This is a genomic window from Burkholderia sp. BCC0419, assembly GCF_902830285.1.
GTDB lineage: Bacteria > Pseudomonadota > Gammaproteobacteria > Burkholderiales > Burkholderiaceae > Burkholderia.
In genome coordinates, this window is record NZ_CADESR010000007.1 from 302,558 (window position 1) to 316,863 (window position 14,306).

A 14,306-nucleotide genomic window follows, 5' to 3' on the forward strand; every position below is an offset into this window, starting at 1 on the left:
CCGATGGAACATATACTGCCGAACTATGTCTTCTAACTCGGATTCCGGGCGGAAATTCACGATACGTTGCCCGCGTATACCGAGCAACAACCGGCAAATTGCTGGCACAGCATATATTTGACACGCCTACTCCAGAAATATCTTGGCATAGCTATAGCGACGTATACGTGTCCTTTTCAAAAGGCGATGGCGGCGATGCCTCTGTTTATGTATCACTGCCCCCGTCGCTCGTCGATAGACTATTAGCAGCCCGTCCGCACCTGTAAAAGTGCTCTGTCACGGCTCGCGTGAAAGTCGACATCCCGAGGTCGACACGTTCACCTTTGGAAAAGGTTGTGGCGCTCTCGGCTCACTGTCTTTTTTTCCTTTTTATTTCCCAATACAAAACCTGCTGAAAATCACCCCCAGCAGATCATCCGACGTGAACTCACCGGTAATCGCATTCAGCTGTTCCTGCGCGAGCCGAAGCTCTTCGGCAAACAGATCGAGCGACTGAGCGCGTTGCTCCGCGTGATCCGCCGCCTGCGCGAGATGCTCCTGCGCGGCCCGCAGCGCGATCAGATGCCGCTCGCGTGCGAGATACACCCCCTCGGCCCCCGCCTGCCACCCCGCAATCCGCAACAGCTCCGCGCGCAGCATGTCGATCCCGTCGCCGCGCTTCGCCGACAGATGCACCTCGGTCAGATCGCCTTCCGCCGCCGGATGCTCGACACATGCCGGCACGCCGGTCAGATCCGTCTTGTTCAGCACGCGCACCACCGGCACACCGGCCGGAAACCGCGCGGCGATCGTCCCGTCGTCCGGCGTCATCCCCGTGCGCGAATCGAGCAGATGCAGCACGACGTCCGCCCGCTCGATCTCGCTCCACGTGCGCGCAATGCCGATCCGCTCGACTTCATCCTCCGTCTCGCGCAACCCGGCGGTGTCGATGATGTGCAGCGGAATCCCTTCGACCTGGATCGTCTGCGCCACCTTGTCGCGCGTCGTTCCGGCGATCGGCGTGACGATCGCCAGCTCGGCGCCCGCCAGCGCATTCAGCAGCGACGATTTGCCGACGTTCGGCTGCCCCGCGAGCACGACCGATAACCCTTCACGCAACAGCGCGCCCTGCCGCGCATCGCCGAGCACATGCGCGAGCTGCGCACGGATCTTCGCGAGCTTGCCGCGCGCGTCGGCCGCTTCGAGGAAGTCGATTTCCTCTTCCGGAAAATCGAGCGTCGCCTCGACCAGCATCCGCAGCGTGATCACGTCGTCGACGAGCGCATGGATCTGCCGCGAGAACGCGCCGTCGAGCGAACGCCCGGCCGAGCGCGCGGCCGCCTCGGTGCTCGCCTCGATCAGGTCGGCGACGGCCTCGGCCTGCGCGAGGTCGAGCTTGTCGTTCAGGAACGCGCGCCGCGTGAATTCGCCCGGCTCGGCGAGCCGCAGCCCGAAGCCGCGCCCCGCATCCAGGCAGCGCTGCAGCAGCAGCTGCATCACGATCGGCCCGCCATGACCCTGCAGCTCGAGCACGTGCTCGCCGGTGTACGAATGCGGCGCCGGGAAATACAGCGCGATCCCGCGGTCGAGCGGTGCGCCATGCGCGTCGAGGAACGGCACGTAGCTCGCATGACGCGGCGCGAGCTTCTGCCCGCACAACGCGTCGATCAGCGGCAGCGCGGCCGCCTCGCCGCCGCGCCCGAACGACACGCGGACGACCCCGATGCCGCCCCGGCCGGCAGCAGTGGCAATGGCGACGATCGGATCGGAATCGGTAGCGAGCATGGGAATCGGAGAAATCGGGTAATCAGCAGATGAATGGTGCGCCCGCGCAACAGTTCGGGCATCGGAACGCCGGCATTGTAGCGTGCCGGCTCACACGCCACCGGCCGCGACGCCGGATTCGGACTCGCCCGAATTTATCCCGCCGGGGATAAGCCGAGTATGAGTCCGGTGTCGTGACACCCCGGTCATTTCGGACGAGTATGCGTGCCGGAGGGGCTTGGCACTGCGTCCCTCAATTTCATTCCCCATCCTGATCAAGGCTGGGATTCGTCCGAACAGGATATGTTTATCCCGCATGGTTGTCTGAGACGCGCCGATGGAATTGCACAATCTCCCCATGCCGACATCCGAAGAAAAAGCCGCGTTCTCGGAACGCCTGAAATTCGCCCTGCGGCGCAGCCCGGAGAAGGTCACGGGCGCGACGGAGCTGGCGAACCGATTCAATCTGCGCCACCGCGGAACGCATCCTGTTTCGCCGCAAACCGCGCATAAATGGCTGACGGGCCGCACGATCCCGACGTCGGACAAACTCGAAACGCTTGCCGAATGGTTGCGCGTCGAAGTGCACTGGCTGCATTACGGGCCGTCGCCGAGCGTGATCGAACATCCGACGCCGCAACCGCTGCCGCGCGACGAACGCTATCCGCCAACACCCGAGACGATCGAACTCGCGTCGAAGATCGAGGCATTGTCTCCACACCAGCGCTACCTCGTACAGGAACTGGTCGAGCAGTTCTACGGCGATCCGAAACTCGAAGCGAAGAAGGCCTGAACGGCAGCAACCGCACGCGCCGCCGCCGCCGTCGCCGGGAAACAAAAAGCCGCATGGTCACGAACCATGCGGCTTTTTTGCGAGCATCGCGGGCGGCTGGCCGCCCGCGAATGCGACGGGCGTCAGGCCGGCTTCTTCTTGACGCCGCCGAGCTTGCGCGTGATGTAGTACTGCTGCGCGATCGACAGCACGTTGTTCACGACGTAGTACAGCACCAGGCCGGCCGGGAAGAAGAAGAACATCACCGAGAACGCGATCGGCATGAACTTCATCATCTTCGCCTGGACCGGATCCGGCGGCGTCGGGTTCAGGCTCGTCTGCACGAACATCGACACGGCCATCAGCACCGGCAGGATGAAGAACGGATCGCGCTGCGACAGGTCGTGAATCCACAGAATCCACGGCGCGCCGCGCATTTCGACCGAGGCGAGCAGCACCCAGTACAGCGAGATGAACACCGGGATCTGGATCACGACCGGCAGGCAGCCGCCGAACGGATTGACCTTCTCGGTCTTGTACAGCTCCATCAGCGCCGAATTCATCTTCTGCGGATCGCTCTTGAAGCGTTCGCGCAGCGCCTGCATGCGCGGCGTGATTTCCTTCATGCGCGCCATCGACTTGTAGCTCGCGGCCGACAGCGGGAAGAACACGGCCTTGATCAGCACCGTCAGCAGCACGATCGCCCAGCCCCAGTTGCCGACATAGCTATGAATCTTCTCGAGCAGCCAGAACAGCGGCTTCGCGATGATCGTCACCCAGCCGTAATCCTTCACGAGCTCCAGGCCCGGCGCGATGCCTTCGAGCATGCGCTCTTCTTCCGGACCGGCGAACAGGCGTGCCTGAACGTCGGCCGACTGGCCCGGTGCGATCGCGGCGACCGGCTGCTTCACGCCGACGCGGTACAGCGTCGGATCGATCTTTTCAGCGTAGATGTCGCGCTTCGCGCCCTGCTGCGGAATCCAGGCCGACGCGAAGTAGTGCTGCACCATCGCGACCCAGCCGTTGTCGGCAGCCTTCTCGAAGTTCGCCTTGTTCTTGTCGAGGTCGCTGAAGTCGATCTTCTGGAAGTGCTTCGCGTCCGTATAGACCGCCGGCCCGAGGAACGTGTGCGAGAACATCGGCGTTTCGACGGCCGTGTTGTCGCGCACCAGTTCCATGTAGACCGTCGGCGTGACGGGCGCCGTGCCGACGTTGTCGATCTTGGTGTCGACGCCGATCACGTAGCTGCCGCGCGTGAACGTGTAGGTCTTCACGACCTTCACGCCGCCCTTCACCGGCGATTCGAACGACAGCTTCAGCGTGTTCTGGTCGCCCGTCAGCGACGTCGCGCCCGCATTGAGCTGCGTGTAGACGTCGTTGTGGTTCGGGAAATCGCCGCCGAGCAGGCCCGTGCGTGCGAGATACGTGTGGCCGGCCGTGTGGTCGAACAGCGTGATGTACAGGTCGGGCTGCTTGCCGTCGCCCTGCTTCTTCAGCGTCAGCTTCGCGAGCGTGCCGCCGCGCGTGTCGATTTCGCCGTCGTACACGTCGGTCGAGAATTTCACGAGCTGCGCCTGGGCGGCCGGGGCCGTCGTCGACGGTGCGGCGCCGGCTGCGGCGGCAGGCGCGTCACCTGCGGTCGTCGTCGCGCCCGTGCCCGATGCGCCGCCGGCAGCGGCCGGGGCCGTGTGCGTGGCGCTCGGGAAGAACATCGACGGGCGTCCATGGTCCCGCTGCCAGTTGTCGTACAGCATGACAGCTGACATGAAGAAGATCACCCATAGGACGGTGCGTTTGATATCCATGCGTTGTCTCAGAGTCGATGGGACTGCGCGTCGGCTTCGCCGCGAGCGCGAGTGTCGGAGTTGGGCGGCGGGACGAGGTCGATGCCGCCCGCGGAAAACGGATGGCATCGGCACACGCGCCTGACGGCGAGATACGTGCCGCGCGCGGCGCCATGATACTGGATTGCCTCGCGCGCGTAATCCGAACAGGAAGGATAAAAACGGCAACGGTTGCCGAGCATCGGGCTCACGGCAACCTTGTAGAAGCGCAGCAAGGCGATCAATACCGTTTCCATACCTTGGGCGGCGCCGTACGACGCCGCGTCAAAACCGGCCGGGCAGGCGCAAACGCCGCACCGGGCACGGATGCGTCACTCGGACGCGGGCTTCGACGCGCGGCGGGCGATTTCCCGAACTGCCCTGTCGAGCAGTTCGCGGATCTCGGCCGCGCACATCGCCGCGAGCGGGGCGGAAGCCGCGCTCGGCAGCGCTTTCTTGTCGAAGCGCGTGTGCTGCCGCAGCAGCAGGTCGTAACCGGCGAATTCGGCCCGGCGCAAGCGAAACGCGTCGCGCGCCAGCCGCTTCACGAGATTACGGGTTACCGCTCGCGGCGCATACTTCTTGCCGATGACGAGCCCCAGACGCGCGGGCTGACCGGTCGGCTTGCCGTAGATCACGAAGTGCGCGGAACGCCGCCAGGGGCGCAAACGAAAAACGGATGAAAATTCATCCGTTTTCAGAAGTCGCGCAGCTTTCGGGAAGGCGGCTTTCGTCTGCGACGGATTCGCACCCGGCTCGACGGTACCTTCCGCAGGACTGCGGACGGCGGACACAGCGCGCAACCTGCCTTAGATGGCGAGGCGCTTGCGGCCCTTCGCGCGACGAGCGTTGATGACCTTGCGGCCACCTGCCGTCTTCATGCGGACACGGAAGCCATGGGTGCGCTTGCGGCGCGTCACGGACGGTTGGTAAGTACGTTTCATGATGTTCTCACTTGTTCGAGAATGTCGAAATTCAGGGGACCGCGTGCCCTTAACCGGAGGCATTCGGGCGAACGCAATCGCCGGGAATACAGGATTGGTTTTCGCGGAACCCGCTATTTAAACCGTTTTTCTCTTGACGGTCAATACCTTAGGAGTCGGCCGCCTGTGCACGCCCCAGGCGATCCGGCCCCTCGACCCACACAACCAGCCTGTGGATAAGTCCCGCTGTGGCCGCGTTTGGCGTTAGAATCTCGCCTTATCTCCAAGAATCCCGCACGCCGCTTCGGCCCGCGCCTGCCCGTCCAGGACTGTGACGCAGGCGTCCGACGCACGCTCGCACGACCGCTTCGGGCCTTGTTGCGCGACCGCGACAAGGGCGCCGGCGAGCCGCGCTGTGCACGCAAAAAACGACAGCTACTTGATGAACGATTTCTGGCAACACTGTTCCGCACTGCTGGAGCGCGAGATGACGCCCCAGCAGTACGTGACGTGGATCAAACCCTTGGCCCCGGTGGCCTTCGATGCGTCGGCGAACACGCTGTCCATCGCCGCGCCGAACCGCTTCAAGCTGGACTGGGTCAAGAGCCAGTTTTCGGGGCGGATCGCCGATCTGGCCCGCGAATTCTGGAACACGCCGATCGAAGTCCAGTTCGTTCTCGATCCGAAAGCCGGCATGCGCAGCGCCGCGGCGAGCGCCGCGCCGGCTGCGCCGCGCGCGCCGCTGACTCCCGGCGGCCCGGCCGCGACGGTCGCCGCGATCGCCGCCAATCTGACCGCGCATGCCGCCGCCGCGCCCAGCGCGCCGGCCGACGTGCCGATGACGCCGTCCGCGGCCGCCGCACACCACCTGAACGCCGACGACGCCGACATCGACCTGCCGAGCCTGCCCGCGCACGAAGCGGCGGCCGGCCGCCGCACGTGGCGTCCGGGCCCGGGCGCCGCACCCGCGAACGGCGGCGAAGCCGATTCGATGTACGAACGTTCGAAGCTGAACCCGGTGCTCACGTTCGACAACTTCGTCACCGGTAAGGCGAACCAGCTCGCGCGCGCCGCCGCGATCCAGGTCGCGGACAACCCCGGCATCTCGTACAACCCGCTATTCCTGTACGGCGGTGTCGGCCTCGGCAAGACCCACCTGATCCACGCGATCGGCAACCAGCTGCTGCTCGACAAGGCCGGCGCGCGAATCCGCTACATCCACGCCGAGCAATACGTGTCGGACGTGGTGAAGGCGTACCAGCGCAAGGCGTTCGACGACTTCAAGCGCTACTACCATTCGCTCGACCTGCTGCTGATCGACGATATCCAGTTCTTCTCCGGCAAGTCGCGCACGCAAGAGGAATTCTTCTACGCGTTCGAGGCGCTCGTCGCGAACAAGGCGCAGGTGATCATCACCAGCGACACGTATCCGAAGGAAATCTCGGGCATCGACGATCGCCTGATCTCGCGCTTCGACTCGGGCCTCACCGTCGCGATCGAGCCCCCTGAGCTGGAAATGCGCGTCGCGATCCTGATGCGCAAGGCGCAGTCGGAAGGCGTGAACCTGTCGGAAGACGTCGCGTTCTTCGTCGCGAAGCACCTGCGCTCGAACGTGCGCGAGCTCGAAGGCGCGCTGCGCAAGATCCTCGCGTATTCGAAGTTCCACGGCCGCGAGATCTCGATCGAGCTGACCAAGGAAGCGCTGAAGGACCTGCTGACCGTGCAGAACCGGCAGATTTCGGTCGAGAACATCCAGAAGACCGTCGCCGACTTCTACAACATCAAGGTCGCCGACATGTATTCGAAGAAGCGCCCCGCGAACATCGCGCGGCCGCGGCAGATTGCGATGTATTTGGCGAAGGAACTCACGCAGAAAAGCCTGCCGGAGATCGGCGAGCTGTTCGGCGGGCGCGATCACACCACCGTGCTGCACGCGGTGCGCAAGATCGCCGACGAGCGCAGCAAGGACGCGCAGCTCAACCACGAGCTGCACGTGCTGGAACAGACGCTGAAGGGCTGAGCGCGCGGGCGCGCTTGATAATTCGGCCTCCGCCCCAATTTAAGGGGGGCGGTTCGGTTTTGAGGCACAATACTGGTTTGACCGCCCCGGTGGTGGCGGGCCAAGAGCCCGGCCGGCGGGGCGCTGCGAGGCTGCTGCGCTGCAGGCCGTTACTCAACGAAGGAACTCTATGCAACTGGTCAAGACCGAACGAGACACCCTCCTCAGGCCGCTGCAAACGGTCAGCGGCATCGTCGAACGCCGCCATACGTTGCCGATCCTTGCCAACCTGCTGATCACCAAGAACGGCCCGGACGTTTCATTCCTGTCGACCGACCTGGAGCTGCAGATCACCACGCGCGCCGATTTCGGCGTCGGCGGCGACCAGATCGCGACCACCGTCGCGGCCCGCAAGCTGCTCGACATCCTGCGCGCGATGCCTGACGGCCAGGTCACGCTGTCGCTCGCCGACAAGCGCCTCACCGTTCAATCGGGCAAGAGCCGTTTCGCACTGCAGACGCTGGCGGCCGACGAGTTCCCGACCGTCGCGCAGGCGAAGGATTTCGGCGCCACGCTCACCGTCCCGCAGAAGTCGTTCCGCCAGCTGCTCGGCATGGTGCACTTCGCGATGGCGCAGCAGGACATCCGCTACTACCTGAACGGCATGCTGCTCGTCGTCGACGGCGACCAGCTGATGGCCGTGGCCACCGACGGCCACCGCCTCGCGTTCTCGTCGATGAAGCTCGAAGGCGGCACGTTCGGCCGCCAGGAAGTCATCGTGCCGCGCAAGACGATTCTCGAGTTGCAGCGCCTGCTCGAGGACATCGACGACACCGTCACCATCGACATCGCGCAAACCCAGGCCAAGTTCACGTTCGGCCAGGTCGAGCTCGTGTCGAAACTCGTCGAGGGTAAGTTCCCCGACTTCCAGCGCGTGATCCCGAAGGCGCACAAGAATACGTTCGAGATCGGCCGTGAAGAACTGCAGCGTTCGCTGCAGCGCGCGGCGATCCTGACCTCGGACAAATTCAAGGGCGTGCGCTGCATCATCGCGCCGGGCCAGCTGAAGATCATGTCGACCAACGCCGATCAGGAAGAGGCGCAGGAAGAACTGGAAATCGCCTACCAGGGCGATACCGTCGACATCGGCTTCAACGTCACGTATCTGCTCGACGTGCTCGCGAACCTGAAGGTCGACACCGTGCAGGTGAGCCTCGGCGACGCCAGCTCGAGCGCGCTGATCACCGTGCCCGAGAACGAAGAGTTCAAGTATGTCGTGATGCCGATGCGCATCTGACGCGCTCGACATCGCGACACACACCAGGGGGCGGCAAGCCCCTTTGGCGTTTTTATGGCGAACCGACAACCCGTCCCTAAGGTGCCTTCCCGGCACCTCGGACGGGCCAGGAAACTGGAGCGGCCTGGCGATTTCCCTCGCTGAAACGCACCGCGCCGCCACAAGAGTGGCCTCGCAGAACCGGAAGATATCCATGAGTGAACAGCACAATTCGCAACCCGATAACAGCAGCTACGGCGCTTCGTCGATCCAGATCCTCGAAGGTCTGGAAGCGGTGCGCAAGCGCCCCGGGATGTACATCGGCGACACGTCGGACGGCACCGGTCTGCACCACCTCGTGTTCGAGGTGCTCGACAACTCGATCGACGAAGCGCTGGCCGGGTACTGCAACGACATCCACGTGACGATTCACGCCGACAACTCGATTTCCGTGACCGACAACGGCCGCGGGATTCCGACCGACGTGAAGATGAACGACAAGCACGAACCGAAGCGCAGCGCCGCCGAGATCGTGATGACCGAGCTGCACGCCGGCGGCAAGTTCGACCAGAACAGCTACAAGGTGTCGGGCGGCCTGCACGGCGTGGGCGTGTCGTGCGTGAACGCGCTGTCGAGCTGGCTGCGCCTCACCGTGCGCCGCGGCGGCAAGAAGCGTTTCATGGAGTTCCACCGCGGCGTCGCGCAGGATCGCGTGCTCGAGGTGGTGGACGGCGTGGAAGTATCGCCGATGCTCGTGACTGGCGACACCGAGAACCGCGGCACCGAAGTGCACTTCATGGCCGATCCGACCATTTTCGGCACGGTCGAATATCACTACGACATCCTCGCGAAGCGGATGCGCGAGCTTTCGTTCCTGAACAACGGCGTGCGGATTCGCCTGACCGACCTGCGCTCGGGCAAGGAAGACGATTTCGCGTTCGCCGGCGGTGTGAAAGGCTTCGTCGAGTACATCAACAAGACGAAGACGAACCTGCACCCGACGGTGTTCTTCGCCACCGGCGAGAAGGACGGCGTGGGCGTCGAAGTCGCGATGCAGTGGAACGACAGCTACAACGAAAACGTGCTGTGCTTCACGAACAACATTCCGCAGCGCGACGGCGGCACGCACCTGACCGGCCTGCGGGCCGCGATGACGCGCGTCATCAACAAGTACATCACCGACAACGAAATCGCGAAGAAGGCGAAGGTCGAGACGACCGGCGACGACATGCGCGAAGGGCTGTCGTGCGTGCTGTCCGTGAAGGTGCCGGAGCCGAAGTTCAGCTCGCAGACGAAGGACAAGCTGGTGTCGTCCGAAGTGCGCGCGCCGGTTGAGGAAGTCGTCGCGAAGGCGCTCGAAGAGTTTCTGCTGGAAACGCCGATCGACGCGAAGATCATCTGCGGGAAGATCGTCGAAGCCGCGCGTGCGCGTGATGCTGCTCGGAAAGCGCGTGAAATGACGCGTCGCAAGGGCGTGCTCGACGGCGTCGGCCTGCCGGGCAAGCTCGCCGACTGCCAGGAGAAAGACCCGGCGAAGTGCGAAATCTACATCGTCGAGGGCGACTCGGCAGGTGGGTCGGCGAAGCAAGGGCGTGACCGGAAGTTCCAGGCGATCCTGCCGCTGCGCGGCAAGGTGCTGAACGTCGAGAAGGCACGCTACGACAAGCTGCTGTCGTCGGAGCAGATCGTCACGCTCGTGACCGCGCTTGGGTGCGGCATCGGCAAGGAAGATTACAACCTCGACAAGCTGCGCTATCACCGCATCATCATCATGACCGACGCGGACGTCGACGGTGCGCACATCCGGACGCTGCTGCTCACGTTCCTCTATCGCCAGATGCCGGACATGATCGAGCGCGGGTACGTGTATATCGCGCAGCCGCCGCTTTACAAGATCAAGGCGGGCAAGGACGAACGGTATCTGAAGGATGACGTGGAGCTCAACGCGCATATGCTGCGGTTGGCGCTGCAAGGGTCGGAGCTGGTGCCGGGTGAGAATGCGGCAGCGATTTCGGGTGATGCGCTTGGCGAGCTGGCGCGGTCGTACCTGCTGTCGAAGAGCGTGATCGAGCGGTTGAGCCGGTTGTATGACCCGGCCGCGCTGGAAGCCGTCATGGATGGCGTGGCGATCGATCTCTCCAACGAGGCTTCTACCGAGGCTTCGGCGAAGGCGCTGCACGCTGCATTGCATGATGAAGCGCTGAAGAACGAAGTGCGCGTGGTGCCTTCGTATGACCCGGTTCGCGAACAGCGGGCGCTGAATGTCGAGCGGACGCATCACGGCAACGTGCGGGTTTCGGTCATCGACCAGGAATTCCAGCACACGGCGGATTATCAGCAGCTCGTGACCACCGCGAATACGTTCAAGGGACTTATTGGGGAAGGTGCGGTTATCAAGCGTGGCGAGCGCAGTATGGCCGTGGGCGACTTCAAGAGTGCGATGAAGTGGCTGTTGGCGGATGCTGAACGCAACGTCTCGAAACAACGCTACAAGGGGCTCGGCGAGATGAACCCCGGGCAGCTTTGGGAAACGACGATGGATCCGGCGGTGCGGCGGTTGCTGCGTGTGCAGATCGAGGACGCGATTGCTGCGGATGGGATCTTTACTACCCTCATGGGGGATGATGTGGAGCCGCGGCGGGCGTTCATCGAGTCGAATGCGTTGAGGGCGGGGAATATTGACGTTTGAAGCGATGAATCGGAGTGTCAATGCTGACGAAAAGTGAAGGAACCTTGCCTTCGACTATTTGACTCGATTCATTGAAAATAATTGCGAGGCGCAATAAGTTACTCGGCACTTTTTCTACCGCCTGATTTTTGAATTACCGTGTCCCGCAGCCTTTATGGCTGCGTTTTTTTTGTTTCTCGCGCCGAACATTTTAGCGTTGGCTCGCAGCAGGGAACACATAGAAGCAATCGTGATTTTTCTTGTAAATCTTGATGTATACATCAATAATTGCGCATGACGATGTGCCGCTCGCGTGGGGGAGTCACATGAGGACACTGCAAGAGCTCGGAGTAGAAGTTGCGGCGAGACGCCGCGCGCTGGGATTGAAACAGCTCGATGTTGCCAAGAGGAGTGGAGTGACTGCAGAGTCGCTGTCTCGCTTCGAACGAGGCAGAGCATCGGAGTTTGGAAGCCGCAAGCTGATGGCCGTGCTTGCCGCGGTTGGAATGGAGTTAGTTTTTGTCGAAACCTCAGCTAGTCGGACTGAACACTTCGCAAATGTTCAGGTATGAACATGCCTCGTCGCTTCTAATCGAGAGGCCCAAGAATTTCGAGCCGATGGTTAAATTGTGTGGGACAAAGATTCAATATTATGGTATGGAGTGACGCATGAGATCGGTTGAGCTTTTCGCAGGCGCAGGTGGGCTTGCCATGGGATGCGAGATCGCCGGTTTTGAGCATCTGGCGGTGGTAGAGTGGGACAGGTGGGCTTGTGACACAGTCAGAGAAAACCAGAATCGAGGATATCCGGTCCTAGCAAGCTGGAACTTGCATGAAGGCGACATCCGGGAATTCGATTGGTCCTCTATTCCGCAGAATATCGAATTGCTGGCGGGAGGACCACCGTGCCAACCTTTCTCAATCGGCGGTAAGCATAAAGCGTATGAAGACAATCGCGATATGTTTCCTGCGACCGCCGAGATAATTCGGCACCTTCGCCCCAAATCCTTCATTGTGGAAAACGTCAAGGGTTTGACACGCTCAACATTTGCGAACTATTTCCACTACATCCAGCTACAACTCGAATTCCCAGAGTTGCCGCCGGACACAGACGAAGATTGGGCTGATCATCTAGCACGACTTCAGATAGAAAAAACTTCTGGAAAACACAAAGGAAGCGGACTGACATACAACGTTATTCCAACGTTAGTAAATGCAGCCGATTACGGAGTGCCGCAAAAGCGAGAGCGTGTTTTTATAGTTGGGTTCCGTGATGATCTAGGAATAGAATGGTCATTTCCCGCTCCTACACACAGCCACGATGCGCTGCTTTACGATCAATGGGTTACTGGTGAATATTGGAAACGTCACGGAATTACACCACCTAAAACTCCCGACAAGTTAGCAGCACGTGTTGCCAAGCTGGCACAAGCTAACAAACCGCCAGTAACATTTCCGTGGCGTACTGTCCGTGATGCAATTCAAGGCCTGCCCGATCCGCAATCGCGCATGGCCTTGCAGGTGCCGAACCATGTGTTCCAGCCCGGCGCACGCGTGTATCCAGGTCATACGGGAAGTCCGCTGGACCTACCTGCCAAGACATTGAAGGCTGGAGGCCAAATTCCCCCTGGTTATAAAGACAGCAAAAAAGATGCAGGAGAATTCGACAAGTTTGGCGATCTCATCATTTGGAAAGAAATGATAGCAAGAGCAAAAACCGAAAATCGCCCGATGATCTTCATTTCAGACGATGCGAAGGAGGATTGGTGGTGGATCCATCGTGGTCGAAAGATGGGACCTCGCCCAGAATTGATAGAGGAATTTCACACGGAATCCGGCCAGGATTTTCATATATATGAATTCAGCCAATTCTTACGCTTCGCGGCAGACCGCTTCCCTGAAATCGAAGTCAACGTTGCTAAGGTCGAGGAGAGCATACTCGCGGATGAACAAGCTCGCCGCCACCAAGATAATCTAGCGACTGCATTGGCACGGGAAGCGCGCTTGCGCGCACTGGAAGACGAGCGAGATCAAATTGTAAGTGTCCTATCTGGGACACCCGGGGGTGACACATCGATGTCCGGCGATCGAATGACTCTGCGTGCGCGTTTGGACGAAATAAATTCGGAAATCAAATCTGACTCTGAACGTTCAGCACGAGAAACGACTAACAAGGATGGCAAGGTCGATGACGCGTAGAATAACCAACAAATGCACGACATGCGAATAGAGGCTCCCGCTATTGCTCAAAAATCGTAGGGATGATTGACCGCGAGCCTAACTGGCGGCCTCATCGCCATCCCTCAGATACTTATCCCTCAGTCGCTCTCGGCAGCGAGCGTCCCTCATTCGAATCAAATCAAGCCATTCCATCCACTCCTCTTCTTGTCGTTAGTCGACCCTGAATAGTCCTGGAGGCTTATGCAGAAAGGATGTGAGGGTGAAACGGTGTTGTTGGATTGCAAGGAGCAGGCATATTCATGCGTGAATCCCGCAAATCCTGACGAGGTACGGATGGGTCCGAGGACGCCGGTGCCAGAAGGAGAGTTCTTCCGCTAACCGCTGCGCGAGCAGATCAACTTGAAGCATCCGTTGGTTCGCCTGGCGGAACTGATTGACTGGGAGCGGTTGAATACGACGATGAGTGCGAGCTTCGCGTCGCAGCGCGGCCGAGCAGCGACGTCGCCGCGTTTGATCGCAGGGCTGCTGTACTTGCAGCATGCCTTCGACCTGTCGGACGAAGACGTCGTCTGGCAATGGCTCGATAATCCGTATTAGACGAAGCCGCCGAACGATCCGTCGAGCCTGATGCGCCGGCGCAAGCGGCTCGGCGAAGCCGGCAGGTCAAAGTACGAAACTCTCCCCACGCGTTGCCAAGACTGGCGAATTCCCGTCGCCGGCCAGCTGAATCAGAGGCTATTGCGGCGCCCTACATCGGAGATGTATGCAGCGAAGTGCACACCGTGCAATTTCCGCCGCCGCAATGCAAAAACCCCCGCCTTTTGGGCAGGGGTTTCTGGCTTAGGGAGCCTGACGATTACCTACTTTCACACGGGAATCCGCACTATCATCGGCGTAGAGTCGTTTCACGGTCCTGTTCGG

The 14,306-nt window shown here is 61.3% G+C and carries 10 protein-coding genes and 1 pseudogene; 6 read left to right on the top strand and 5 right to left on the bottom strand.

The features are described from left to right. Positions 1–369: 369 nt before the first annotated feature. Positions 370–1,764 carry a tRNA uridine-5-carboxymethylaminomethyl(34) synthesis GTPase MnmE gene (gene mnmE / locus HWW87_RS28240; RefSeq protein ID WP_027785800.1) on the bottom strand — a complete coding sequence of 465 codons (1,395 nt, stop codon included), beginning with the start codon at positions 1,762–1,764 and terminating at the stop codon, positions 370–372. A 337-nt stretch (positions 1,765–2,101) separates the two neighbouring features. Between mnmE and HWW87_RS28245 the strand changes: the two genes are divergently transcribed. Further along, positions 2,102–2,536 carry a transcriptional regulator gene (locus HWW87_RS28245; RefSeq protein ID WP_006489946.1) on the top strand — a complete coding sequence of 145 codons (435 nt, stop codon included), beginning with the start codon at positions 2,102–2,104 and terminating at the stop codon, positions 2,534–2,536. 122 nt (positions 2,537–2,658) lie between these two features. Here the strand turns inward: HWW87_RS28245 and yidC are convergent, their stop codons facing one another. The 4 genes from yidC to rpmH form a co-directional block, all read right to left on the bottom strand. Next, positions 2,659–4,320, bottom strand: coding sequence for a membrane protein insertase YidC (gene yidC / locus HWW87_RS28250; RefSeq protein ID WP_175823057.1), 1,662 nt, complete (start codon positions 4,318–4,320; stop codon positions 2,659–2,661). An 8-nt stretch (positions 4,321–4,328) separates the two neighbouring features. Then, positions 4,329–4,595: a membrane protein insertion efficiency factor YidD gene (gene yidD / locus HWW87_RS28255; protein ID WP_175823058.1), complete on the bottom strand. Its 267-nt coding sequence runs from the start codon at positions 4,593–4,595 to the stop codon at positions 4,329–4,331. Positions 4,596–4,670: 75 nt separating this feature from the next. Beyond that, on the bottom strand, positions 4,671–5,132 hold the full coding sequence (rnpA, locus tag HWW87_RS28260; RefSeq protein ID WP_124500659.1) for a ribonuclease P protein component: 462 nt from the start codon (positions 5,130–5,132) through the stop codon (positions 4,671–4,673). Between the two features lie 15 nt (positions 5,133–5,147). Beyond that, positions 5,148–5,282 (bottom strand): 50S ribosomal protein L34, encoded by a 135-nt coding sequence (gene rpmH, locus HWW87_RS28265; protein WP_004198824.1) that lies wholly within the window; start codon positions 5,280–5,282, stop codon positions 5,148–5,150. Between the two features lie 421 nt (positions 5,283–5,703). Between rpmH and dnaA the strand changes: the two genes are divergently transcribed. The 5 genes and pseudogenes from dnaA to HWW87_RS28295 all read left to right on the top strand — a co-directional run. Continuing rightward, positions 5,704–7,281: a chromosomal replication initiator protein DnaA gene (dnaA, locus tag HWW87_RS28270; RefSeq protein ID WP_217445451.1), complete on the top strand. Its 1,578-nt coding sequence runs from the start codon at positions 5,704–5,706 to the stop codon at positions 7,279–7,281. Positions 7,282–7,450: 169 nt separating this feature from the next. After that, positions 7,451–8,557, top strand: a complete 1,107-nt coding sequence (gene dnaN, locus HWW87_RS28275) for a DNA polymerase III subunit beta (RefSeq protein ID WP_059232862.1) — start codon at positions 7,451–7,453, stop codon at positions 8,555–8,557. Between the two features lie 193 nt (positions 8,558–8,750). Further along, positions 8,751–11,225: a DNA topoisomerase (ATP-hydrolyzing) subunit B gene (gyrB, locus tag HWW87_RS28280; protein WP_175823064.1), complete on the top strand. Its 2,475-nt coding sequence runs from the start codon at positions 8,751–8,753 to the stop codon at positions 11,223–11,225. Between the two features lie 648 nt (positions 11,226–11,873). After that, a complete protein-coding gene (locus tag HWW87_RS37285; RefSeq protein WP_244107354.1) occupies positions 11,874–13,403 on the top strand; it encodes a DNA cytosine methyltransferase in 1,530 nt (509 codons plus the stop codon). A 363-nt stretch (positions 13,404–13,766) separates the two neighbouring features. Then, positions 13,767–14,045 (top strand): annotated as a pseudogene (locus HWW87_RS28295) (transposase); the annotation flags it as partial. Positions 14,046–14,306: the final 261 nt, after the last annotated feature.

Excerpts from the sequence above, each read along its gene's own strand:
- yidD (WP_175823058.1), bottom strand. The coding sequence starts at position 4,595 with ATGGAAACGGTATTGATCGCCTTGCTGCGCTTCTACAAGGTTGCCGTG.
- HWW87_RS28245 (WP_006489946.1), top strand. The coding sequence starts at position 2,102 with ATGCCGACATCCGAAGAAAAAGCCGCGTTCTCGGAACGCCTGAAATTC.
- gyrB (WP_175823064.1), top strand. The coding sequence starts at position 8,751 with ATGAGTGAACAGCACAATTCGCAACCCGATAACAGCAGCTACGGCGCT.
- dnaA (WP_217445451.1), top strand. The coding sequence starts at position 5,704 with ATGAACGATTTCTGGCAACACTGTTCCGCACTGCTGGAGCGCGAGATG.
- dnaN (WP_059232862.1), top strand. The coding sequence starts at position 7,451 with ATGCAACTGGTCAAGACCGAACGAGACACCCTCCTCAGGCCGCTGCAA.
- rpmH (WP_004198824.1), bottom strand. The coding sequence starts at position 5,282 with ATGAAACGTACTTACCAACCGTCCGTGACGCGCCGCAAGCGCACCCAT.
- mnmE (WP_027785800.1), bottom strand. The coding sequence starts at position 1,764 with ATGCTCGCTACCGATTCCGATCCGATCGTCGCCATTGCCACTGCTGCC.
- HWW87_RS37285 (WP_244107354.1), top strand. The coding sequence starts at position 11,874 with ATGAGATCGGTTGAGCTTTTCGCAGGCGCAGGTGGGCTTGCCATGGGA.
- yidC (WP_175823057.1), bottom strand. The coding sequence starts at position 4,320 with ATGGATATCAAACGCACCGTCCTATGGGTGATCTTCTTCATGTCAGCT.